Annotated in this window: 20 protein-coding genes and 2 pseudogenes; 12 read left to right on the top strand and 10 right to left on the bottom strand. The window is 33.5% G+C overall.

What is annotated here, in order from left to right; translation table 11 throughout:
* The first annotated feature begins 4 nt into the window (after positions 1–4).
* A pseudogene (locus AC06G9_RS16140) lies at positions 5–550 on the top strand (PDDEXK nuclease domain-containing protein).
* A 169-nt stretch (positions 551–719) separates the two neighbouring features.
* Here AC06G9_RS16140 and AC06G9_RS16135 read toward each other — a convergent pair.
* Positions 720–869: a hypothetical protein gene (locus AC06G9_RS16135; RefSeq protein ID WP_480956736.1), complete on the bottom strand. Its 150-nt coding sequence runs from the start codon at positions 867–869 to the stop codon at positions 720–722.
* Positions 870–1,468: 599 nt separating this feature from the next.
* Here AC06G9_RS16135 and AC06G9_RS16130 point away from each other — a divergent pair.
* From AC06G9_RS16130 to AC06G9_RS16120, 3 genes are all read left to right on the top strand, one after another.
* Positions 1,469–3,085 carry a hypothetical protein gene (locus tag AC06G9_RS16130; protein WP_480956735.1) on the top strand — a complete coding sequence of 539 codons (1,617 nt, stop codon included), beginning with the start codon at positions 1,469–1,471 and terminating at the stop codon, positions 3,083–3,085.
* A gap of 63 nt (positions 3,086–3,148) precedes the next feature.
* Positions 3,149–3,706, top strand: coding sequence for a DUF5025 domain-containing protein (locus AC06G9_RS16125; RefSeq protein ID WP_293924323.1), 558 nt, complete (start codon positions 3,149–3,151; stop codon positions 3,704–3,706).
* A gap of 32 nt (positions 3,707–3,738) precedes the next feature.
* A complete protein-coding gene (locus tag AC06G9_RS16120) occupies positions 3,739–4,875 on the top strand; it encodes a clostripain-related cysteine peptidase (protein ID WP_480956734.1) in 1,137 nt (378 codons plus the stop codon).
* A 357-nt stretch (positions 4,876–5,232) separates the two neighbouring features.
* On the opposite strand, the gene AC06G9_RS16115 is transcribed toward AC06G9_RS16120, so the two are convergent.
* On the bottom strand, positions 5,233–6,960 hold the full coding sequence (locus AC06G9_RS16115; protein ID WP_480956733.1) for an RICIN domain-containing protein: 1,728 nt from the start codon (positions 6,958–6,960) through the stop codon (positions 5,233–5,235).
* A gap of 1,358 nt (positions 6,961–8,318) precedes the next feature.
* Between AC06G9_RS16115 and AC06G9_RS16110 the strand changes: the two are divergent.
* The 3 genes and pseudogenes from AC06G9_RS16110 to AC06G9_RS16100 all read left to right on the top strand — a co-directional run.
* Positions 8,319–8,426, top strand: a pseudogene (locus tag AC06G9_RS16110) (hypothetical protein); the annotation flags it as partial.
* 238 nt (positions 8,427–8,664) lie between these two features.
* A complete protein-coding gene (locus tag AC06G9_RS16105) occupies positions 8,665–8,844 on the top strand; it encodes a type II toxin-antitoxin system HicA family toxin (protein ID WP_480956732.1) in 180 nt (59 codons plus the stop codon).
* 38 nt (positions 8,845–8,882) lie between these two features.
* Positions 8,883–9,284, top strand: a complete 402-nt coding sequence (locus AC06G9_RS16100; RefSeq protein WP_094772556.1) for a type II toxin-antitoxin system HicB family antitoxin — start codon at positions 8,883–8,885, stop codon at positions 9,282–9,284.
* 147 nt (positions 9,285–9,431) lie between these two features.
* On the opposite strand, the gene AC06G9_RS16095 is transcribed toward AC06G9_RS16100, so the two are convergent.
* From AC06G9_RS16095 to AC06G9_RS16060, 8 genes are all read right to left on the bottom strand, one after another.
* Positions 9,432–10,337 carry a DUF5677 domain-containing protein gene (locus AC06G9_RS16095; RefSeq protein ID WP_480956731.1) on the bottom strand — a complete coding sequence of 302 codons (906 nt, stop codon included), beginning with the start codon at positions 10,335–10,337 and terminating at the stop codon, positions 9,432–9,434.
* A gap of 22 nt (positions 10,338–10,359) precedes the next feature.
* A complete protein-coding gene (locus AC06G9_RS16090; protein ID WP_480956730.1) occupies positions 10,360–11,292 on the bottom strand; it encodes a hypothetical protein in 933 nt (310 codons plus the stop codon).
* Between the two features lie 285 nt (positions 11,293–11,577).
* Positions 11,578–13,227 carry a zinc ribbon domain-containing protein gene (locus tag AC06G9_RS16085; RefSeq protein ID WP_480956729.1) on the bottom strand — a complete coding sequence of 550 codons (1,650 nt, stop codon included), beginning with the start codon at positions 13,225–13,227 and terminating at the stop codon, positions 11,578–11,580.
* Between the two features lie 109 nt (positions 13,228–13,336).
* On the bottom strand, positions 13,337–13,945 hold the full coding sequence (locus tag AC06G9_RS16080) for a hypothetical protein (protein ID WP_480956728.1): 609 nt from the start codon (positions 13,943–13,945) through the stop codon (positions 13,337–13,339).
* A 1-nt stretch (position 13,946) separates the two neighbouring features.
* The gene (locus tag AC06G9_RS16075; RefSeq protein WP_480956727.1) at positions 13,947–14,585 is read right to left on the bottom strand and encodes an SEC-C metal-binding domain-containing protein; all 639 of its coding nucleotides are present in this window, start codon (positions 14,583–14,585) and stop codon (positions 13,947–13,949) included.
* Positions 14,578–15,519: a cyclic GMP-AMP synthase DncV-like nucleotidyltransferase gene (locus tag AC06G9_RS16070; protein ID WP_480956726.1), complete on the bottom strand. Its 942-nt coding sequence runs from the start codon at positions 15,517–15,519 to the stop codon at positions 14,578–14,580. Before AC06G9_RS16070 ends, AC06G9_RS16075 begins: the two co-directional genes overlap by 8 nt.
* 4 nt (positions 15,520–15,523) lie before the next feature.
* Complete coding sequence (locus tag AC06G9_RS16065) at positions 15,524–15,949, bottom strand: hypothetical protein (RefSeq protein ID WP_480956725.1); 426 nt, start codon at positions 15,947–15,949, stop codon at positions 15,524–15,526.
* A gap of 31 nt (positions 15,950–15,980) precedes the next feature.
* Positions 15,981–16,547, bottom strand: coding sequence for a patatin-like phospholipase family protein (locus AC06G9_RS16060; protein ID WP_480956724.1), 567 nt, complete (start codon positions 16,545–16,547; stop codon positions 15,981–15,983).
* A 119-nt stretch (positions 16,548–16,666) separates the two neighbouring features.
* Between AC06G9_RS16060 and AC06G9_RS16055 the strand changes: the two genes are divergently transcribed.
* From AC06G9_RS16055 to AC06G9_RS16035, 5 genes are all read left to right on the top strand, one after another.
* The gene (locus AC06G9_RS16055; RefSeq protein ID WP_480956723.1) at positions 16,667–17,254 is read left to right on the top strand and encodes a hypothetical protein; all 588 of its coding nucleotides are present in this window, start codon (positions 16,667–16,669) and stop codon (positions 17,252–17,254) included.
* A 4-nt stretch (positions 17,255–17,258) separates the two neighbouring features.
* Positions 17,259–17,666, top strand: coding sequence for a hypothetical protein (locus AC06G9_RS16050; protein WP_480956722.1), 408 nt, complete (start codon positions 17,259–17,261; stop codon positions 17,664–17,666).
* A complete protein-coding gene (locus AC06G9_RS16045; RefSeq protein WP_480956721.1) occupies positions 17,653–18,420 on the top strand; it encodes an ImmA/IrrE family metallo-endopeptidase in 768 nt (255 codons plus the stop codon). The genes AC06G9_RS16050 and AC06G9_RS16045 overlap by 14 nt, the downstream gene beginning before the upstream one ends.
* A gap of 404 nt (positions 18,421–18,824) precedes the next feature.
* The gene (locus tag AC06G9_RS16040) at positions 18,825–22,766 is read left to right on the top strand and encodes an NACHT domain-containing protein (RefSeq protein WP_480956720.1); all 3,942 of its coding nucleotides are present in this window, start codon (positions 18,825–18,827) and stop codon (positions 22,764–22,766) included.
* A 52-nt stretch (positions 22,767–22,818) separates the two neighbouring features.
* Positions 22,819–23,439 (top strand): hypothetical protein, encoded by a 621-nt coding sequence (locus AC06G9_RS16035; RefSeq protein WP_480956719.1) that lies wholly within the window; start codon positions 22,819–22,821, stop codon positions 23,437–23,439.
* Positions 23,440–23,450: the final 11 nt, after the last annotated feature.

Below are 23,450 nucleotides of genomic sequence, written 5' to 3'. Positions count from 1 at the left end.
TACCATGATCGGAAATACAAAACTCTCAACAGTGTTGAGAGAATTTAATTTTGGTATAACAAATGCATTTAAAGATAGTTATATTTTTGATTTTCTGAACCTTCCAGAGCCATATAACGAAAGTGATCTACAAAGAGGCTTAATTCATCAAATGAAAAATTTCATTTTAGAACTAGGAAAAGAATTTTTGTTTATTGCCGAAGAATATAAAGTACAAGTTGGGAATAGTGATTTTTATGTTGATTTATTATTTTATCATCGAGGATTACAATGTCTGGTCGCTTTTTAGTTGAAAGCCGACAAGTTTAAACCCGAACATTTAGGGCAATTGAATTTCTATCTAGAAGCTCTAGACCGTGATGTAAAAAAAGCTAATGAAAACCCTAGTATTGGCGTTTTACTGTGTAAAGACAAAGATAGCGAAGTAGTAGAATATGCTTTAAGTAGAAGCCTTTCACCCACAATGGTTGCCGAATACCAAATGCAATTACCTGATAAAAAATTACTACAGCAAAAACTGCACGAGCTGTTTGAGAATAATCAAGTATAACAGCAATAAAATTCAAATTAGCAGATCTTTATTTGATGGTTATTTGATGATAGGAATGTTTTTAGATATAACGTCCTCTAAATCAGTTGAAAATTATTTGATGGTTATTTCATTAACATATTTCGCATTGACTTAGAAACGTTATTATTCTCGGATTACAACAGATAAATCAATCTCCACCTACCACGATACGTTTACAGGAGCCTCCCAATTTGTTTTTGGCTCCACATACAGACGATGTTGGCTTGGTACTACCGCCATTACTTCCTCCATTGCCCGAGTCTGTATTTTTATAGGCGCAATTGACACCATATCCCATACTATTTGTGCGTCATATGTTATATCAGTTTGGTTGTATCCCACATCACCATATACAGTCTCTATATTTTTTAGTATATACGCATTTATTGTCTGTTTAGATGCTAGCAATGTCTTGATGGATAGCTTTAGCTCAAAGCTGATCTTCTGATCAAATCCATATTCCCACTTTCCTTCTGTATGTTTTACTGTTTTATGGCATTGGATTTATCGGTGTAGGTGATTTCGCAACTCCTAAATTCCAATTCGTAGGTGAATTCATCAATTGGTTGTTCTCTTACGGGCTCTTGGTTTTTGCTGCACGCGCCTTGGCTGACGACATTAGTGTATGTATTTTTTTTAACCAAAAATTATTTAAAATCATAAAATGTCATTGAATGAAATTTTTTTCATTCAGATAATCAATATTTTATCGTTTTATAAGTGTTTTGTCTAAAATTCCCTTATTTAAGAAAAAAAATATTAGTATGTTTGTGGAAATATTTAGGGGTTAATTATTCTTTTGAGAAATAATATAGAATTATAAGTTTTTATTATAATAATTTAGAAATCTTAATAAATATCAGGAATTATTTGAAAAATTATTTACAAAACAAAGAAATGAATAAACATTTTATTTATCCGCTCGTCGCTGGGATTTCATTATTATCTTGTCAAAAAGATAATTTACCGGTCGAGCCTGGAGTTGAAAGTACAGTTGCGGTCAATGCATTAGCCCAGTCTAATTTGGCTAGAATTGAGTTTTCTAAAATACTTTCAAAGGCTGTTTATGACAGCAAAGATTTAAGGAATTTTATAAAAGAAATAGCCATTGAACAATTCGATAATGATTATGATGTATTTTATCCTTTTATTAAAGATAAAATAGTTAAAGATGGAATGTCATTTCGAGAAATACTCTTGCAGTATACGGATAACGAAAATACGCTTAAAAGTATCGAAGCCTCTTTGCCATTACTGAATATATACGTTCCAGATCTAACGATGTTCAACGACTTTAATGCAGAGAAGTGGGATACAAATGACAACGATATTGTTGTAACTGCATTAAACTACGAATCTGAACAAACATTTTATGGAGATGGGAATAAATTATTTAGTCTTGCTAAAAATGAGATACCGGGTTTTCCATGTTTAATTGTGAAAGATAATGAGAGGTTGAAACAGAATATCAAAGTTAAGGGTATGAGTTCAACTAATTATGAGTTTCTCGATGATGTTTTTAATAAAAAATTAAATACCAAGGGAGCCGTTATTGTTGATGGAGTCGCGCATGGCTACAGAGATGATAATATTGTTGCGCCAGCGCAAATTGTTCAGCAGGCTTTTGCTGAATTTGGTATTGATCCTATTTACTGGCAAAGAGATTATATTTATTGGGGATTGTCAAAAACAAAGCCAAAAAATGGAAGTTTCAACCCACAGGTAAGAGAGTTTATCCATAAAGTTAGAGTCAATCCCAATATTTTTTATACCATTTCAGATCAGCCTAGTGATCCGAAATTAACATCTTTTCAGCATAGTAGCGACTTAAAAGATCCAGTTCCATGGGCGGACGTTGTGAGAAGAGTGTGGACTGACGGAAATTTTGAATTCAGGTTCTATATCTACAAAGGTAAGAGATCTGCAGGTAGTAATGCCGAAAAACCTGATATCAAGAATCTGAGTATATCTCCAAGGGATTTATTTACAGTCAAAAAAGTTAAGCATACCATTAAAGGAGGTGGTATCTTTCATCGAGATAAACATACCTATTCGATCGAGTCCATTAATGATCTCGAAGGTAAATGGTTTACTCCTAATGGTACAGGAATACAGCTAGAACAGTGGGATATTGCCGAGGAGTCGATGACCATGACTATTTTTGTAGAAGAATTTGATCCAGGAGAGATTGAGGAAAAAGAAATCACAGTATCAAACAAATATTCAAGTTCAGCAAATTTTAAATTAGATCTAGGTTTAGGTGGTCTACCTAAGAAACTTGTGAAGTTGGACTTATCATTTGGTATGTCTAGTCAGAAAGAGGAAACCAAAGTACAACGCACTAAATGGACTACGACCCATACGAGTGACGCACTTGGAAATGCTACATTCTATTTTTCTGATCCAATTTTAAAAGTTGATTATTGGAAAGACAAACCAGCAGTTCGAATTTATGATGGTTATTCAGTAGGTACAGGTTCTATCGATATTATGTTATTACCAAGACCTATATAAGGTTGAATCAAAGCTATCGCTATAGAGGAAATTCTTCTATAGCGATATCGAAATTAAAGATATATGAAAAAAAATATAATAGTAGCCGGGTTTATGATGATTGGATTATTAAGTTGTTCAAAAGATCATGTTGAGGTCAAGCCCTATATTCCAGGTACTTTTAGAGGTGAAATAGGAAGGCATGGTTTTTATTTAGAAAATGATAAATCAAGAAAAGTGATTAAAACTTTAGATGGCGATGCACAATCCATCAAATTCGAATTTGAATTAGATAACAGTTTTGATCAATTTATCATCTATAATCAACTTATTGTCAATTTAAAAGATATGAAGGCTGAGACCACCTATAAAAGGTTTTTGCCCTACGTCGGTGATAACGGAGTAAATGAAAATTGGATTACTCTAATAACGAAGGATGGTAATATTGGAAACGAGAATGCAAAAATATATAGCACTTTGCAAGATCGAGAAACTTTTAACGTTCAAATTGAAAAAATTAGTGAATTACAATCTAAAGTTCCTGCGGTACAAGGAAGTATGAAAGGTTATCTGTTTAATGTGAAGAATCATAAAGACAGTATTTTGGTACAAGCTTCATTTTTGACTGAACCATTTCAATAAATCCGTGTTCCTGTGAGAAAATGTAATGCTAAATGATATTAAATAAGTATAAAAAAAGATATCTGATCACATTTCTTTGTGTGGGTATTCTTCAGATATTTGCTTCATGTAAGAAGGATGATAAGTTGCTAGAAATTAATTCTGACATCACTACGATCATCTATATGGAAGCCAATAATAATCTGAGAGGAGAAGCTCGCAAAGCCATCCATGAACTGGTGGAAGGGTTATTGAATACCAAGGCTAAAAGTAATATTCTGGTTTATATAAAGGATAATGATGATATCGGCTATCTTCTGCAAATAGTTGCAAATGCAGATCCATATCGAATAGTGAGCGATACGATCATGTCATTTCCTTTTTACCTTAAGTCAGATGCAAATCAGATTCGAGAAGTTTTGACTTATATTGATAAAAGATATAACAGTGAAACTTATAATCTTGTGCTGTGGTCGCACGGTACCGCATGGTCTCCAGGCGCAGACTATTTATCACCACCAAAATCTAAATCTTTTGGAGAAGATAGGGGGCAACAAATTGATATTATAGCATTGAAAGATGCGCTTCCTATGCATTTTAATTTTATCGTTTTTGATGCCTGTTCGATGGCAAGTATTGAAGTGTTATATGAATTTAGAGACAAGGCGGACTTCATAATAGCTTCGCCGACTGATATCTTATCTGATGGGTTTCCTTATAAAGCTTTTGTTTCAGCACTTTCATATCCCGATCGCAATTCTTTAATTCGTATTGCCAACTCATTTTTCAATTATTACGATATTCAACAAGGACTTTATAGGTCAGCTTCGGTGTCCGTTTCGGATTTATCCAAATTAAGTAAGTTAGCGTCATACCTTAAATTAAAATCCGATCATGATCGAGTATATGTGACAGACGGTGTACAGAGATTGGATTTTACACCTGGATTTCCTGTTAAGCTGTATGACTTTAGTGACTTTATAACCAAAAATTTTAAACAAGAGGATGCTGATGCCATCCGCAAATTAATGGATGAAGCCATTCTTTATAAAAATAATACCAAGGAATTTTTGGGTAACAAAATTTATAAATTCTCAGGTATTACCATTTCCTGTCCATTGCCTGATGATCCTTTTTATACATATTACTCAGAATTAAGCTGGAACAAGGATAGTTTTTTCTTTAAATAACATAACAAAGCCATTCTGCTCAGAATGGCTTTGAAGTCTTCCATTTTTAATTAGATTAGTATGTTAATGATCTAACTTTTTTTCTCCTATACTTCAAGTCCTTAATAGTGGGTAATGAAACAGAATTGTTATATGAAAATTAAGAGAAAAAAATCGGCGATGGATTCGATCCTAAAATAGGTATTAAAAACCTTGACGCAACTAAAATGAGCCACCGTCGATAGTTAATCTTTTATTAGTAATATAAGCATTTTTAATAATAGCAAATCTAAAGGACGCTACTGTAAAAAAATAGGATGCTGAAAAATGCATCCTATTTTTTTGTTTTCAGAATTAGTGATAGACACTTTATGACATCTAGTTCATCCCAATAAATTTGAACTTGAACAATTGACAGGGTGTTCCGTAATAATCCCAAAGGTGTAAGGTTGAATTACCGTCCATGCTACAGTTGGGGATATCCCAGCCACGGTTAGCATCCACTTTGGATAGGATTTTGTAATAACCATTGGAGATGGAGACTACCTGCCAGGACTGTGCATCATTGCTATAGTTCTGCCAAAGCCGAATTGAAGTTCCCAGCGTATTGCTGTTACTAGCCAGATCGATACAGCGATTTGTTGCACTGGCTTTAGACACAAAACGCCAGTAGCCATTGCCGGCGTTAATGGCAACCCACCGCTGTGCAGAAGCACCATTCCTCGTCCATGGTCTTAATACTGCACCATTGACGTCCTCTCCGGATTTTAAATCAAGTACTTTGTTGGGGTCGGTCTGAAATTCGATTTCATAAATACCATTATTGACCAGACTGCTGGTTTCGTTACAGTTTGCAACAGGATAGTTAGAGGCAGCATATTGCTGAAACCATTGCTTGCTTGGAGCTGCGCAGGCTTCCCAATCGTTGTTATAGGCTGTTCCTGCATTAGGATCACCCTTGTGTAGCAGATTATCTGGTGCAAGGAGGTTCCAGCTTACATTGCCGGATTGATCCACAATATATTTTAAATTGGCACCAAAGCCGTTTCCGCCTGCTGTGCCGGTTGTGCCGATGCCGAAGGTTTCATATCCCTGCGGTGCCCAGTCGGTCTCGGTAATAGCGATCGGTGCAATGTCTGCAATTGGCTTAACATTAATATTCCATGCATTTTGGAAGGATTGATAGTTGTTGACACCACCCCAGTAACCAGGGTATATGTGAACAGCATAACCAATATTACCACCGGTGATCTGGTTATTGACATAGCCTTGATAATGCGATTGCCAACCTGTACCTGGAATCCAGCAAATATTGTTGGCTCCGTTGTTGCGAATGATGTTGACTAATGGCTGAAAGAAGTTTTTGAGTGCTGCAAAGTGCGCATTCCCCGTTGTTCCCCATGTGCCGTTTGTTCCCAGGATCTCAACAGGTTCGTTGGCCAGTTCAAACATTACGTTGTCAGCATTCTTCAGTCCGGGGTGTTGCGAGAGAAAAGTCCATACGGTCTTGAGGTAGTTATGGTACGCATCATCGACTGCGATACGATGTGGGCATACACCTGGAGGACGTAGGATTACATACATACCTCGGCTTCGTGCATGGTTGATCAAAGGAATAATAACTTGATCAGTGTAGGTAACCAAACGGTTGTAATTGAATCTTGAGATATCGTTCTCAGGGATAGGCGAGCCGGGGTTATTGGTCCAATATGGGTCAATGTGAAGGCGGATGTAATTGAGGTGCCAGCCATCAGCAGTGCTGCTGAGCTTGTCCATGACAGCTTTGTTATAGTTCAGAGCCCCCTGCACATTATAATTGTCCCAAGTACAGTAGCCTGAATTCGCACCATATTGACAGCCATTGAACCAGGGACTGGGTGTTATGGCAACCCCATGTAAGACAACGTTATTGCCGCAGGGGTCTTTGAGGTGCCTGCCGCCGACATGCAGGGGTGGTGTCACCGCCAATGCAGAAGCATCGTTGTTGGTGTTGACTCTCAGGATTCTTTCGGATTCTTCCAGTAGAGTTTTTTCTTCCATCCGGGAGCAACCGAAAAAAATGGTTAGTAGAAAGGCCAGAAATAGCCACATTTTGTTTGTTCTCATAATTAAATATTTAAAGGGTTATTAATCTTATTTTTTAGCTATTAATGCGTTGGTCAGAATAATGAAATCGTTTCCATTCAGTTTCAGATGTGAAACCTTTTCTTTTCCTAGATTCTTTACGCTTGAAAGCATGGCATTAGGGAAATATTGGTCATGTAAGTTGTTGTTTTATAAAATAAATATATTATTAAATATAAATAAATATTTTTTCAAATAAAATTGACGTATATATCAGTAGCGTCTTAAATAATTTTTTTGGCACGAAAAAAACCGTCTTCATCGCTATTTCAGGAAAGATTTTATTTTTTAACACTAAATGTACCTCTCTGTTCGGTTTAGAATAGCGTAAACTGACCTTTTTTATCGAGCGATTTACCTGAAATAAAGGGGTCTTCAGCCCATTTCCAGAGATCAATCTTGACGAAGATATTATGTTTAATAAAGTTGACCATAAAGGACAGATTCCAGCTGTATTTCGCCCGCTTCTGACTATATTTAAAGAGCAATATTCCGATCAATGCCGTCTATATCTGGATGTACACTGCATTTTGGGATGTGCCCACAAAACTGGTGACCTTTAGTCTTCGTTTTGGATGTTTGAAGAATGTTTCAATCTCTTATCGTTCCAAATAATGGACGCTACTGATTATTTATAAGATTTTCTCACTTGGATTGCAATAGTTGCATAGATGTAATGATGTCAATTTTTAAATTTACCTGAAGTCAAGCGTCAGAAGATAGTTTTGTTAAGTGACAATATAGATCAACGTGATTTTTTAATTAAGGAGCGTAAAAAAAATCAGGATTAAGATCTTTTTCATTTGCCTTTGACAATTTGAATGTCTTAAATTTTCTTGGAATTCCTATTGAAGGAAAAGGTTTACCATTTTGTTTTAAAATTAACTGCTCCATTAGATGGATTCTCAACATTTGTAATAAAGACTCTTTTGACTCCAATAATTGTTGCTATATCTGTTCGATTAAGTTTAAACACGTAATCAGTGATATATTGCTCAATTTGTCCACAGCATTAACATTAGTAAATGAATTAAAAGCTCAGTGTAATTTAAAATTGGCGTCAGATCGATCAAGTGAGTAACAGTCAATAGAGTAAATTATAAATCCACATCTAGCACGATATGGATTTTTTTGAGTTGGTATATTTTTACAGTATGATAGGGTGATAAAATTGTGTATATATTAATTATAAATATCAATTATATGTATCCGTCCTAAGAACTACATCTTTGATTTTTGTAAGAATGGAAAGATCGAAATTATACTTCGTATGAGCTCCCATCGGTCGGTTTAACGAAGCTCAGGTCACCTTTGCGATCAAGTAATCCGAGACAGGCACCCGTGTGGAGGATGCCTGGCGTAATATGGGTATAAGTAAAGCTACATTCTACAATTGGAAGAATAAATACGGTTATCTAAGAGTTTCGGAAATCCGAAAAATGCGGTAGCTTGAAGAAGAGAATTCCCAACTAAAAAAGATTTAAGAGATGCCAGTCTTGACAAGATGATACTTTGATGCATTCTTAGTATAAGATATTGTGTATTAGTCGTTGTTAATATCGCAGTTTAAATTTAATATTATTTTGCACAATAGTAGTATTTATACTACCTTTGTGTTGTGGTATTCGAGATGTGTATGGTAGTTTAAGGCATAAATTATCCACTCACATTTAAATCTGTTTCAATATGAAATCAAGTGAATTCCACAAGATTTTGCGAAAAAGTGGCTGGAACCATATCCGCACGAGTGGATCTCACTACATTTATGAGAAGGATGGTAGAACATACCCAGTTCCCTATCATGGAAGTAAAGAAATTGGAGAAGGTCTTCGCAAGAAAATCATGAAGGATCTGGGGCTTAAATAAGCCCTAGATTCTACATGAAAACAGAAAGGAGCAAAAATATGAAAACCTTAAAAATTGTTATTGAACGTAGTGAAGATATGTTTAGTGCATATGCAGAGAATGCAGAAGGCATCTATGGCGGAGGGGATACTGTTGAAGAGGCAAAACAATCCATTTTAGATGCTATTAAAATCATAACTGAAGAGTTTACTTCAGAGAATATACCTTTCATTCTAAAAGGAAAATACAATATTGTGTATCACTTCGATGCAGAGAGTTTTCTTACCTACTATAAGGGTATCTTTACCAATGCTGCTTTAGAGAAGATTACAGGCATTAACCAGCGTCAGCTGCAACATTATTCCTCTGGCTTAAAAAAGCCTCGCCAGCCGCAGCTTAAGAAGATTGAGGATGGGTTACATCGTCTTGCAGCGGAATTACAAGCGGTGGAGTTGGTGTAGAAATGTCATCTATAATTTAATCTCTGCTTTTAATTTAGCAAGTTTTTGATCGCTTTTATCAAGAGTGGAGTGCTTAAAAATACTCTTCTTTCCATATTTGCACTTCTACAGTATACTTAAATTTAGACCTATTAACAACCTTAAATTTTAACTGTAATTAGAATGCCTTATGGAATCACTTATTCCCACAATTATATTCTGCATGCCTAAATCAAGTTTATGAAACTCTTCCTTACCTCTTTCATCTAAATTATGCATATCCATAATCAGAAGACAAGTTAGGAATGAAGCAAGCTTTATAGAAGGTTTTACCTGTCTTTCTGATATAGGTATGCCTCTTGTGGCAATAAAATGTTCAATCGAAAGATAGCCGGTATGCGTATGCATAGAAGTGTATTTATAAAGATTCGTAAATGATCTCATTTTGCATGAATGGCTTATCAATTCCGTTATTTTTAATGGAACAATTGTGAGATTGTCTCTTATAATAAACCTCCAATTTACTCTGTTATGACCAGGTTTGTATAACTTTTTAGATTCATTGAATGGTAAAGATTTATAAAAATTATTTTGTTCCAGTCTTTCTCTTGTATCAGATAAAATCGCTGCATCTTTGTCTAATACGCTCTGCGCTTCTTCAAAATCTTCTGGCTTAATATTTAGATTTTGTTTATCTAATAGTCCGTCGATTTTCCATAATAGAAATCTAAATTCTTCTTCATCTTTACTTTTTGATTCCATAAAAATATTATGGAACGTTGTATAAGTCTCTAAAATTGTCCTGAAGGTTGAGTTACATGTAAACAAATCATATCCTGTTACTCTAACTTCATCACTAGTTTTTTTGAGTTCGATTATCCCTTTGGAGAGAAAGAAAAATGAAGAAGATTGTATTGCGTATTTGTCAATGAGTAAGTAAGCAAATTTCCTCACCTCATCTGAGGGATTTTTTTTCATGCCCGAGTATACTGCTGTCATAGGGCCTAACAACAAGTGCTCATAAAAATATATGATGTTGATATCAAGCTGTTCTATAAAATCTTCTAGATTCATTATTTTTTTAAAGGATCCAAGTTTAATTAATATCCATTCCGTAAGCATTTTTATCTTTCAAATATGCTTTTAGTTCTGGGTGGAGTGGGATAACTTTTTCATCGATGTATTCTTGAATGAATGAAGCTATCCAATATTGAGCTCCTTCCGGCGGGGTAATGCCCATATCAAGATGGTCTATCATATCTGTCGAAGATATTAACGTAGCATCTGTCATTATTATTAATATCAAAAAGAATGTAGTTATGTAAGAAACTCGAGTGTTCACATTATCCAACAAGGTTTTAAGATTCTTGTCAAGCAATCTAGTATTATTGTGGCACGCATAGTTCAATCCATTATTGTGTACGTAGTCGTTAAGCTTATTCCTCAATTCTTCCCAGTAATTTGCTAAACCATAATTAGATAATACCCCAGTGATATCAGGGTTTTGTTTAAACCTATCCATGTAGTTCTCAAAGCTAATTCGAAATTTAAGTTTCCCAGGGAGATCATTTACTTTATTATTAAGCCAAGCTTCCAATGCCATTTCATCATCTGTATACTTAGGGTTTAATCTTAAGTCCATGAAAGTATTCCCAAATTCATCCACATTAGCGGTGTTTAGATTTAGTAGATCCCCCTCGATAAAGTTTTTACGGTTATTTATAACATCCAAACAATAAACGTAGAGTAACAAATCATCTCGGTACTTTCGTATTAACGTATTGGCATCCGAAAAACTTCCAATTGAACAACATAACTTGATACTATTAAGCGTTCGTACTGCACTATCTATGAGCTCTGTGTTTAAAATAATAGGTCCAGACTTCGAATGAAATATCTTTATTCGACCATAACAAACGACCAGGTTATTTAGCCCATCGAGAAAATACACATCATTTTCCAGTTTTTCGGAAAATGATGTGTACAATTCAGTTTCGTCTATTTTTGGATCAGGATTCGTTTCAAACATACGATCTTATTTATCTAACTCCATTTATTCGTAAGGTTGGCGATTGAGTATATCGCCGTTGCTCTTATAATTTTACTTTAACTAGCTAAACCCAAAACTAAAAAAATCCAATCACCTTTAAAAACTTGAAAATGTCGACACGGTTAACGTTAGCTTCTCGCTTTTAAAAGGCAGACTGATGATTTTTTTTTAAATTTTTTGTACCTTGATTTAGCAAAATGGGCATTGTTTTATTAATTTCCTGCTTGCTGATATTTATCAAAAGCCTCTTCTATTTTTTCTTGACTATACCCAATTCTTGAACACACCTGAGTTAATGAACTCTTTAATTTTGGCAAGTCTCGAATAAGGCTGTTCTTGCTCAACATAATCGCGGACATGTCGTTCTGCAGAAAGCATTGCTTCATATTGTTCGGACAGGTAGGTGTTTTCTCCAAAATTTGCATTTTCAATGGCTTTAGCTGATGATTGATGGAGAGTTTCAAACTCCTCTCTAAGCTCACCTTCTTCTCTTTTAGATCGCTCTTCAAAGCTATCTCTAGTTGACTCACTTCTTTTAATATTGTCAACAATTTCGACTTCTTCTTTTCGATATTTGTCGACCATATCAAGGATTCTTCGTCTTGAGCTTTCTGGTATTCCTTTTCTATATTCTTGGTCTTTTCTAATTTTATCTTCCTCCTGTCTGATATGTTCGTCATAGCTTGCTTTTGAAGCTTCTCTATCTGCGATGACTCCATCAATGTCGAGTTCAATATCTCTGATTTTTCGTTCAATATTGTCAATTTCTCTTCTATGATTAATCTCTCTTTCTTCAGGGCTTTCTGAGATTGACCTAATTTGATATTGTAGATTTCTAATAGATCCGAGATGTTCTGTTCCATTCCCTTCAAGTTCCTCTGCTTTTCTAATATATCTTTCTTCCAAATTTGCGTATCGACTTTCAATTTCGTCGATTTCATCGTCAACTGCTTTTGTTTCTCCTTCAAGTTTTGTTGAAAGCTTTTTTCTAAGCGCAGCTTCTTCGTTGAAAAGTCGGTCTTGTAATTTTTCTGTGTTTTTCTCAACTCTTGATATCTCTGATTCAAATCTTGATTCAGTATCTCTGTACGGTTGAGATTCCAAGACTTTTCCAATTGCTCGTATGAGGTTATTAATCTGTGCCTTTCTACAGCGGTTAGACTCTGCAAAAAGCTGTCTTTGTTCTTCATCACTATGTGATATTCCTTCTGTATCTCGACTGGGAACTCGAATATATTCGGTGTTAATTTCATCTTTATTATATAACCATTTTGTGTTTTGACTGTGGTCAAAAACCTGATCAATTTCTGCTGGTGATGCCTTTGGTATTATCACGGATACGGCATCAATTCCTAATCGTAACAAACTTACTAGTTTATCCTTATCAGGTTTATGACTAGTAGTTATATCTATGAAAAGGATAGGGGTATCCGTTTTATCAAAAAAGGTGATGTCTGGTTTGTACAATAGATATTCTGTATTAAAATCAGTAGCTTCAGTCCATTTGATGTTCCCTGATTCATCCTCATAAAAGCTCAGTTTAGCATGTACGGTGTGTGCCTCAATGATTTTAGCTGGTTTAATCAAAATTGCAGGATCAGATTCATTATCGGAGTATTTATGTACAGCAGGTACTTTGATCCGTTTATTGGTCAGCAGATTTTCCTTGGCCAATTTATGACGATATGCTTTATCCGAATATGTACACCTATTTTTAGGGCTATTTTTTTCTACATAATGACGAAAATAGGAAGTACCGCCAATTATTCTAGCTTTTACCGCTTGCATTTCTTTTTTACACTCTATACAGAAATAACGATGGCGACCTCTCTCGGCGTCATCAATATAAGTTGGTATGGATTGTACATTATTTGCGTATCTATTTTGCAGATTTTCTTGAAGATTGTCACTCATAGGTATTCAACTGGTTTAGGTAAATATACTTAATTTAAACGAATTATAGGACCCATTTGGCTTATTTCAGGACAAAAGCTCAGTCTTACAAATTGATCAAACCCTAAAATTATGATGATCCTTTATTTTGAGCTAAATTTTTGATAATACTTCGAGCCTGGAAGTAAGGAATGATATCATTTACGAATAATTTAATAGCAAAATAACTAAAAATTATATAGGCAATTATCAAAACTATTCTAATGATCAATACCTCATCAGCGCTTGCTAAAATATTATTTGTGTCTAAAAAAAAGTATAATATAACTATGGAAATCACCAGTGCGTAAATTATTATAAAACTGATGAGTGTAACTAAGTATTTGTCTGTTTTTGTTACTATAACATTCACCTTTTGACTTGCTTTGTCGAATTTTAAATAAAGTTTATTATATAAATATTTAAAAGTTTTAGTGCTCACATCGCAGGTATTAAAACATTGCAAATATGCATTTACACGAGAAGGTACGACTTCAAACCCAAATTGTTGTTGAAATATTTTTGCACAATATATATGGGTTAGTGTACTGCATAATTCATCCTTGAAACCTTTGTTAAATTCTATTTCACTTTTTAAATCAGATATCCTTTTTGAAAGGTTTTTTGATTTAATTGTATCGATAAGCCAGTAGATTAGTGGCGGCGTAATTATTCCTAAAAATTGTATTAGTTTTTCCATCTTACATTATAGATTTAATAATAAATTCTAGACGAGTTTGTCCAATTTTTTTGAATTGAATAAAGGATTCGCGGTGACAGTGTCTGTATTTTTTTCCGCTTGCGCAAAAGCATTTGGATGTACGAGACGGAGTTTTATTTTTATAGATGAATAGCAGAATTTCTAATACTTTATTACTGTTAGTTGTATCGAGGATAGTATATAAAGATTCTAAGACACCTTTCTTTCCATGAGATCGCTCATGTAGATAATAACCCTTTAGTTCCCTAAAAGCTTGATTATGCAAATAGGGGGTAAGGTGATCTTGTATGAAACACAGTAAGGTAATTCCTTTATCGCATTGTATATATTCCTCAGCTGGAGTGCATGTACAAAAGTGGCCATCAGGATATATGTGCCAGTCTATATTATGCGGAAGTCTTCCATTTATTTCATAGACTAAAGGGAAGCTATTTGGATAATCAATGCTACATACGATTTTCACAAAATATGAGTCATATGGCATACTGTTTTCATCTAAAAGGTCTATCTTTCCTTCTAAATAAGGAAGAGAATCTTCCCGACTTAATAATTTAAGATCGGGAAAATTACTTATAGCATCGGATGCTTCTTCTTTAAATTTGAGATATGAATTATTCATGGCCATATGGTATAGAACTACTGGCACCTATTGCTGCAGCGGCTACATTTCTAACTAAGTTCTCTTCTTTGTCTTCTCCTAATGGAAATCTATCTCCAAGATGTTTACGCCAAAGTTTACTTGCTGTCCTTTGGTTATTCGAACGAATTGCTTCATCGGCATCAGTAATCAAATTATTTAAGGCTTCTAAAAATTTATCCTTATTAACATAACCCTCAAGTAAGTCATCATTTGGTGTTGCAGGTACAATACAAGTGAACTCATTGTTTAATACCTTTTTAATTTCTTTAAGAATGTCTCTGAATGTGATATCATCACGCTCATTTAATACAATTTTTTCCTTTGCATTAGTTGCTAAAATTGTTAAAGCCAATCCACTAGGCATTTTGAACGGACGGTTGTCGGCCCAGCCTTTTAAGTATTTAATATCTCTAATCAAGCGGCCATCTTTATCTTTTTTTGATACAAACCAATCCACCATAGCTTTTGGGTCACTATCTTCCCATCCATTTCCCTTTACAGCTATTTTATATTCTTGACCATCAATTTTGTAATAAACAGGATGATCAACTTCATAGTCGTTTACAAAAATAGTGCGTACACATTTTTTTCTATTCTCTGCAGGCGAATCTGTATATCCATCAACTGCCTGCTTAACCCATTCTTTAATTGTAGATGCCGTTACATCTGGTTCACGAAAGAAATAAATACCATCATCTAAATCACAGATGTCTTGTTCAGTTCTAATTCCATTCTTCATTTTGTATGAACCCTGGATGTAAAACTGTGGTACATAGTCAGGATGGTTATCGTTAAACCATTTTCTGATTTTTTTGCGAAGACCTTCTTTAGAATTCTTCATTTTGTTGTTCTTTACCGAACCGATGGATATATCACTATGATAATCCAAAAATAAGCTGTTACAGTTTGCCATATTATTATTGTTTTAAAAAGTTTAAAATTTCTGTTAATCGATTTTTTGCTAATTCCTCACCAATAGATTTCATTCGATCGATATGTTTCTTTTTTGAAGAATTAAGTTCAATATTATCCCCCTTCATGTCATGTTGGATGCGTAAATGAGAAAATGTACTACCCATTTTCCCTAACGCCCGTTGAAGAAATAGTAGATACTGTTCTGTTATCTGTGCCTGCGTATCTAATACGATATCAACCAATTTAGGATTGGGAAATAACCAATCAAATACATTCTTAGGGCGCCAGGAGCGCTTAATAATTTGTTTTCCTTGCCCTGTTCCCAATGATAGAACTGAAATATTATCAATAGGTATATCAAGTTTGTCAGTTGCCTCAAAAACTCCAATTAAAGCCGGGTTATTTGCAAAAATTCCACCATCGATCATGTTGATATTTGTACCTTCACCAAGTTCATTTTTAAACGAAAAGGTGTGGGGTGGAAAATAAACTGGGGCAGAAGCGTGTAGACATGGCCACATGGTATGCAGGAAGCTTATAATCTCTTCTGTATTCAGGATGATGTTTTGTTTTAAAAACATTGATAACACCATCATTGCCATTAAATGCAGGGACGCAGACTTTGGTTTTTAAATCATTCATTAAAGGATCTTCACCACCGTTGGCATCAGCAAACACTTCGCGAAGTTTCTTAAGCAATTTTTTATTGCTGTATATGGCATTCAATAAAGCCCGACTTTTTTGAGGAATGAATTTGAACACAAAACGAGGGAAAATAAGTTCCGCATTTTCTTCATAAAATTTAGCCAAATCTTTTGCTGGTATACCTAATGAAATACCAATAGCCAATATCGCTCCTGTAGAAGTACCACAGATTAAATCGAAGTGCTCGTAAAGTTTCTTTTCAGGTTCTTCTTTTTGAAGTTCAGCTTCTAGCTCAGCCAGGAGTTTGGCAGGGATAAGGCCTCTTATCCCTCCACCGTCAATTGACAGGATTTTAAATTTTTTATTCTCTTGTTTTTCCATATTTATTCAGTTACTTTTATAATAATCAGAAGTATATTAACCACTATAATCCTTATAACCGGAAGTTTTTATAATTACACCATTGGTGTAAAAAAATATTTTTCGGGTTATTGTTAATTATGAAATTAGGCAAGTATTATTATCAGAATCGAGAAAAGACTGATCGGCTTACAGATACGGATTGGAAGGTCGCTTTAACAAAATGTAAAGAACATCTTAGATGGAAGTTGCGTCAAAAGACATTATCTGGTGCACATAGCTCTTCCATTTTAGGAATGGATGCTATTGATCATTATTTAGGTATAGCTTTTGAGAAGATATTGAATGGTGAATGGGAATGGAAAGAGGCATATACATTAGGGCAGCAAATGATTCGTATAGCTGATAGTGCTATAACCAAAAGTGTTGAAAAGAGTAAAACAAGTAAGTCTGAAGCGCTAAAAGTAAAATATATAGATGTTGAACAAAAGTTTTATGATCTCGCCGAACCCCCAGACGAAAATGACGATGAGGAATTTTCAAAGAAGCTTAAAGATATTGAAGATGCAATAGCTGATGATATTCAATTGGAACTAATGGTTGATGCCATTAAAGAAGGGAAGAAAAGAGTAGAGATAGCAGACCTTTTGGATTTAAACGTTCGACAGTTTGATAAACTCAGAGAAAAATTGATTCGCAGAGTGAAGCTACATAATGCAAATAAGTAATAATATGAACTCTAAAAATACAAAACAGATATTAAGTGATTTATACGGACTGATGATGGAAATTAATTACCATCGTGCAGATGAGGACGTATTGCAAGAATTAGAAGAAAACCCAGATCCACAGCTTGACAAGCATTTGATTAAAATCAAACAAATGAAGGCGAAGCTGACTGCTATTTCTAATGAAAATAAATTTCAAAAAATTATTGATTACATAAAGGCTTTAAAAAACAAAGGAGTAGATGAAATAAAAAACTCATTAAGTTTAGAAGAGCAAAGCGTATTAATTCCTTTATTTCGGAAGTTCGAAAATCTCACTGAAGAAGATGAGAAGGAAATATTAGAAGATAGTGAGCTTCTACATTATTTAGAAATCTTAAAAGATAAATTTGATTCTGATGAAAACACCTAAATACGCTGCATTGGAACTGCAGAATAGTTTAGGTTGGCTTTCCCCTGATGATTTTACATTGGATGAAATAGCTAACACACTAAATATCATAATTAAGGAAAAAGCATTGGAAGGGTCGGAGGGAAGAATTTTAATGAAAGGTGATTCTGGAATTATTACAATTGATAAGACTATTTCCTCCACTGGAAAGCGAAATTTTGTTTTGGCACACGAAATTGGTCATTTTTTGTTGCATAAAGACAGTCTCACACTGTTTTCAGAAACTGATATGACTTTGAATGAATGGTATAAAAAAGGTAGTCAGGAAAATGAGGCCAACAGCTTTGCTACCGAGTTTTTGATGCCACAAAGATTATTTACTACTAAAGTTGATAATAAGAGACTTTCCTTATCTTTGATAGAAGATTTGAGTTCTTATTTTCACACGTCATTTCTTGCGACATTCCTGCGATATATTGATTGTGGCAAATATCCATTGATGGTTATGTTCATCGAAAATGGTATTGTTAAGTGGAAAAAAGAATCTGATGATTTTCCATTCAAATGGATTCCTAAAGACTTCAAATTACCTGTTTATACTGTTGCAGGGGATCTATTTTATAACAAGGTTATTGATAGCGTTCCACAGGTAGTTGATGCTGTTGAATGGTTTTCTGAAGATTTTGAGATCAAGAAAAAATCTCATTGGAAACTTATGGAACAATGTTATAGGGTCTCACAAACCGGGATAATTACTTGTCTTTGGACGTATTAGTTTTTAAACGAAGTAATTTTTATGCGATAATGCAATTAATTAGATTTTACCAGGGTCGGAGTGGGGTGAAAACAATTGAACGCATTCTTGCAATGAGTTAGAACACGGTGAGGTCTTACCTGAAAAACATGATCAATGGTAAATTCAATATAGAAGAACTGCTTAAGTAAGAGTAACTTTTGTTAGAAAAACTCTTCAATGTCGGTAATCCTGCTGACAAAGCAGATTAGTTTGAATAACTAAAAAATATCCGGTTTACGAACTACGCGTTCGAGTTTCAGATGATATGTTTATAGTTCTGAGAGAAAATATCTATTATATATTTTAATCAGAGTGATTTATTAATTAATCCTAGTTGTATTTTTAATTACAATAAGCTAATTTGCAAATATTGATTAAGCAATATGGAAAGAACTATTATACCCCAATATTATGAAAGATACAATAGTTTCGATGACCTACTTGATGGAAAAGCGACACAAATCAATTTTCTAGGCTCAGCAAAGAAAATTAATCCACGTGAAATTCTCGACTTTGAAAAAATTTTTATAATTGCGGAACCTGGACATGGTAAAACAACTGTAGTAGATCAAATTTTATCAATTCTGAAGCAGGACAAAATTCCATTTCACTACGTAAACGGAATCAATAATGAAATTATGCTTTTAGATAGTTATAAAGCCAGCACATACCTCATTTTTGATGCTCTCGACGAAAATAAGGATGTAATTGCTACTTTTATTAAAGTTCAAAATTTTTGCAAAGAGAATAATATTAAACTTATAATTACTAATCGTACACATTATCTTTCTTTAATTAAGCATTTATTGATTGATGACAACTTTAATTTCATTCGCTTACTACCATTTAATGACCAACAAATTTTCACTTTTTTAGAACTAAAACTAAAGAAACTTAATTATCAAGATGTTGATTTTACGGAAATTATAAAGCGATCAAAAGTCAGTTCGAGAGTTTCGATACTTTCAGTTCCAAGATACCTTAATGAATTTTGTAAATATATTTTACAGAATAATATTGCTGCATTAGAAATTAAACAGCTTTCTAAAGCTGATCTTTTTGAAAAGATCATTTATTATAAACTTGAAACTGATGATAACGCCAAGGGCTCAAATTCTAATCAGAAATACTTGACAAAGAGAGTGCTTGAAAGACTTTCTTTAGTAATGGAAATACATGGATTAAATCAAATTACAAAGGAAGATTTTATTACATTTCTTGATCAAACTGATTCTAATATCAGTTTAATATTTTTGAATTCAATAGATCTTGATGTTTTACTTTCACGAGTAATGAAAACGACAGGGGATATTCTTCAATTCGAAAATTCAGAATTTCAGGAGTTTATGGCTGCAAAGGAATTGGTTAGACTTGGATATAGATACCAAATTATTTATGACCTCATGATTGACCCTCAGTTACAGCTTTTGCTTCCCAATTGGATTGATGTTCTTAGATTTGCAATCGACCTAGAACCGGAATTTGTAAGGCCAATTGTAACTTTTGTCCGCAGTAAAAATCATGAGACTATTGATGAGAAGCTAATCCAAATGCTGATTGATGTACCTCACGAACATTTTGATGAAAAATTTCTAAATTTTTTCTTTGATACTATTTTTGATTACTATACAGCAAAAGGAAAGTTTATTTACAGTATCAGTGAGTCATTGACAAGATTTCTAACCGAATCAAATAAAACATTTTTTTATCCTATTTATAAAATAGATGAATTGAAGGATGCAGTTAGACATGTTCAGTCCAATCAAATATTAATTATTGAAGCCCTCGCTAAATCTAACCGTTTAAACGATATTCAAGTTTCTGTTTGGGTAGAATATTTAATTGAATTATCCCAAATAGACGAACTATATTCTATACAGATGTCTATATTTTATGGTTTGATTGCTCTGGGAAAACCCAAGCCATTACTTGCTCTTATTAGTGTGTTTGAGAAAAAATCTGATTACCTACTGAACAATTATCTTTCCGCATTAACAAAGATGATTCCAAACGACATCAAAGTGATTGACCTTATCAATAGAATAATCAATGAAGGTAGAAAAATTGACTGCCTAGAAATGGCAATCAACAATGTCTCTGCAGCGGAGGGTATCATATCATTATTTAAAAATCTTACTCATTTAAGAACAAATCTTAGAATTGATCCATTCGGATATGGGAGTGGATTTTATACTCTTTTTAAATGCATAGAAAAAATAAATTCCCAAAAAGTTAATGAATCTATCCAACAGTTTCTATTGGTGAAATTGAACGAAGATCAATATCGATATGATCTTCCTAAAATCTGTAAAGAATCACTGATCTATCTTGTACGAAAGAAACCGATTTTTCTTAAGAAGATTATTTCACTCAATATATTTATCAATTTGGTTGATGACATTGCTAAATTATTGGCGAGACATATCGAATTGAAGACTTTTAAATGGATCGAAAGATTCTTGGTTCATAATAACCATGAGTGGCGCTTGGAAAGGATGATTAGTCTTACCAAAATGGAACTTGAATACGATAAGGATAATCCAATTTACAAATACATTGATGTTAAATATCATAAGAAATCGGTTAGAAGTGCCATTTCTTATGAGAACCCAGTTCAGAAAACAAATCTAGAGCAACTTCGGGAATATTATTTAGAAGATAGAAATTATTTTCACCCACACCTTATTCCATTTTTTGTTAATAATTATGATGAACTTGAAAATCAACTTTTAGATAACGATTTAAAGGAGATAAATGATGTTGTTTCAATGATTCTCAAAGCATACAACCCAGATAATTTTAGGTTAACTATTAACGAGGTAAAAGGAAACCATACATCATTTAGTCACAATCAGGAAACCTGGTTTCATATTGAATTGTATTTCAAAACAGCTTATTTATTGGGTGAAAAACAGTTAATTAAGAAATACAGGAAAAAACTACTCAAAACACTTCCCCTAATTGATGTTTTCGAGCATCAGAGAGAAGGTTTGTTAGATAATTTGGTCCATACAATCTCTCCAATAACAGATCAGGATGTTTTGATAATTCATGATTTTTGTATGAAAAGAACTGATGATCTGCTTGCTTTAAGTTCTCGTTCTTTTGTTGAGATGGCAAAGAAATTAGGTCTACATCAACTCAATCCTGTACTTCTGATGCTCGTTGAAAACCCAAAAGTTCAATACTATGAGAAGGAAGAGTCTTTGCGCGCCTTTGGTTTCCTTGCTACAGGGAAAAATGATTTTGAAACCCTTAAAAATATTACAAAATCAGGTAGGTTCACTAAAAAATTGATAGATATTGCTAATGCAGCTTTGATTACCAACTACCAGGATGAGGATGCAATTAAATGGCGTTTTAAGGAATTGAAAACAAGGATGCAACCTTTTGATATGGATCATAAATATAATGGAGCGAGGGCGGTTGGGGTATTTGAAATTGAAATGGACCGTCCAGAATTCCCGAAATGCCTTTACGGAGTTGAAAATAGTACGATCTATAATGAAATGCTGGACCTGCTGACATTTTCATTTAGTATAAGGAATAATATATTACAGTTTAGATATAGTAATTATCTACAACAGATAGTCTATAATTATTTCAAAACTTTTTTGAATCGTCAAGTACTATCTGACCTTAAGAAGACAATTTCGAAATTTTCTTTTGTAGATCAAACCTACTCATTCAATACTCAAATAGATGAGTTAATTAAAGATTTGCAAAATCAAGGGAAAAATCAAGAACCATTTATTACTGCCATACATGGCTTAAATATTATTTTGAAAAAGGTGTATTTACCGATTAATAGCAACGAAGAACTACGAGAATTGATTTTAAAGGTAATAAACACAGATATTAAGAGTCTTATCGAAGATGAAGGCTTTTATAGGGTAGCAGATGAATTAAAAGAAAAAGAAAATCAACCTAGTATCAAAGTTGGGGAAGTGATTATCCAAAAAACTTTAAAAATTGCTTTGGAAAAGGCTTTGTTGGATAATGGACTAAGAAAGTCAGATATTTTTAGAGAAGTAGAAAGTCTTGACGGATTGAGATATGATTATCTAATTTCTTATGGCCTTTATGGTCCAATTATGGTAGAACTGAAGTTGCTTCATAACGATGAAATTCAGAATGATAAGAAAAGGAAGGAATATAAGGTGAAAATGTTAAGGTATTTAGGTGCGAATCAAGGTCAGGGCATTTACAGTGTATTTCAAATTCATAATAAACCTAATCAATTTGAGCAGTATCAAAAGCTATTAGAAGAATATAAAGACGTTAGAAATTTAGATATTCCACTACTGAAGTGTTATGATGTATAAGTTGCTACTTACACGTATACTAGAATTCCTTGTAAAATATTCGATCCGAAGCATGAAAAAAACTAATACTACGCACATATGCATTTACGCTGTGTTGATTATGTTAATTGTAATATTAAACAGTTGTTCTAATATTACAGAAGGAAAAAAAGTAGAAGCACATCAAAATATTAAAATTTTATTTGAAGATGAGATTTTGCAAGATGATTTAATTTATTTTTCAACTTTTCAAGAAAAAGTATTTGGCCCTAGGTACACAGTGGTAAACAGAATTGCAGATAAAATGGTAACAAAAGAGAAATGGGATATTTTTCATGAAGAACTTCGATCAAAGTTTGCGAAGAAAGGTGAACTTATATCAAGTAAAAAAGGATATAATCAAGATTATGGTCATTATAAAATATATCTAATTAGTTCGGATAATAGAATTTTATTGATCAATAATAAAAATGAGATTTTTTATAGTAAAAATGATTCGATTATCAGATTTATTGACAAGGAATATGGCGATAAGATTAGAAAATGTATTGACTATTATACATATTTTAATGAAAAAGATCTACTAGAATTAAGTGGGAGTAGGAACTATTTTAAAACACATCAATATCTACCAAAAAAAATAGACGAGGATAAACCTTTTTTATATTATGCAGTCGATGTTATTTATCATTAAAATCATCAAAT

The organism is Sphingobacterium sp. MAE (assembly GCF_056711605.1).
The sequence above is the reverse complement of the archived record's forward strand: the minus strand, read 5'-3'. Positions and strand labels throughout refer to the sequence as shown.

What these genes read in the sequence shown, in the direction of transcription:
- AC06G9_RS16095 (WP_480956731.1), bottom strand. Translation starts at nt 10,337, where the DNA reads ATGAATCTAGAAGATTTTATAGAACAGCTTGATATCAACATCATATAT.
- AC06G9_RS16135 (WP_480956736.1), bottom strand. Translation starts at nt 869, where the DNA reads ATGGGATATGGTGTCAATTGCGCCTATAAAAATACAGACTCGGGCAAT.
- AC06G9_RS16045 (WP_480956721.1), top strand. Translation starts at nt 17,653, where the DNA reads ATGAAAACACCTAAATACGCTGCATTGGAACTGCAGAATAGTTTAGGT.
- AC06G9_RS16130 (WP_480956735.1), top strand. Translation starts at nt 1,469, where the DNA reads ATGAATAAACATTTTATTTATCCGCTCGTCGCTGGGATTTCATTATTA.
- AC06G9_RS16100 (WP_094772556.1), top strand. Translation starts at nt 8,883, where the DNA reads ATGAAAACCTTAAAAATTGTTATTGAACGTAGTGAAGATATGTTTAGT.
- AC06G9_RS16070 (WP_480956726.1), bottom strand. Translation starts at nt 15,519, where the DNA reads ATGGCAAACTGTAACAGCTTATTTTTGGATTATCATAGTGATATATCC.
- AC06G9_RS16085 (WP_480956729.1), bottom strand. Translation starts at nt 13,227, where the DNA reads ATGAGTGACAATCTTCAAGAAAATCTGCAAAATAGATACGCAAATAAT.
- AC06G9_RS16035 (WP_480956719.1), top strand. Translation starts at nt 22,819, where the DNA reads ATGAAAAAAACTAATACTACGCACATATGCATTTACGCTGTGTTGATT.
- AC06G9_RS16120 (WP_480956734.1), top strand. Translation starts at nt 3,739, where the DNA reads ATGATATTAAATAAGTATAAAAAAAGATATCTGATCACATTTCTTTGT.
- AC06G9_RS16090 (WP_480956730.1), bottom strand. Translation starts at nt 11,292, where the DNA reads ATGTTTGAAACGAATCCTGATCCAAAAATAGACGAAACTGAATTGTAC.
- AC06G9_RS16075 (WP_480956727.1), bottom strand. Translation starts at nt 14,585, where the DNA reads ATGAATAATTCATATCTCAAATTTAAAGAAGAAGCATCCGATGCTATA.
- AC06G9_RS16125 (WP_293924323.1), top strand. Translation starts at nt 3,149, where the DNA reads ATGAAAAAAAATATAATAGTAGCCGGGTTTATGATGATTGGATTATTA.
- AC06G9_RS16105 (WP_480956732.1), top strand. Translation starts at nt 8,665, where the DNA reads ATGAAATCAAGTGAATTCCACAAGATTTTGCGAAAAAGTGGCTGGAAC.
- AC06G9_RS16055 (WP_480956723.1), top strand. Translation starts at nt 16,667, where the DNA reads ATGAAATTAGGCAAGTATTATTATCAGAATCGAGAAAAGACTGATCGG.
- AC06G9_RS16040 (WP_480956720.1), top strand. Translation starts at nt 18,825, where the DNA reads ATGGAAAGAACTATTATACCCCAATATTATGAAAGATACAATAGTTTC.
- AC06G9_RS16065 (WP_480956725.1), bottom strand. Translation starts at nt 15,949, where the DNA reads ATGATCGATGGTGGAATTTTTGCAAATAACCCGGCTTTAATTGGAGTT.
- AC06G9_RS16060 (WP_480956724.1), bottom strand. Translation starts at nt 16,547, where the DNA reads ATGGAAAAACAAGAGAATAAAAAATTTAAAATCCTGTCAATTGACGGT.
- AC06G9_RS16050 (WP_480956722.1), top strand. Translation starts at nt 17,259, where the DNA reads ATGAACTCTAAAAATACAAAACAGATATTAAGTGATTTATACGGACTG.
- AC06G9_RS16115 (WP_480956733.1), bottom strand. Translation starts at nt 6,960, where the DNA reads ATGAGAACAAACAAAATGTGGCTATTTCTGGCCTTTCTACTAACCATT.
- AC06G9_RS16080 (WP_480956728.1), bottom strand. Translation starts at nt 13,945, where the DNA reads ATGGAAAAACTAATACAATTTTTAGGAATAATTACGCCGCCACTAATC.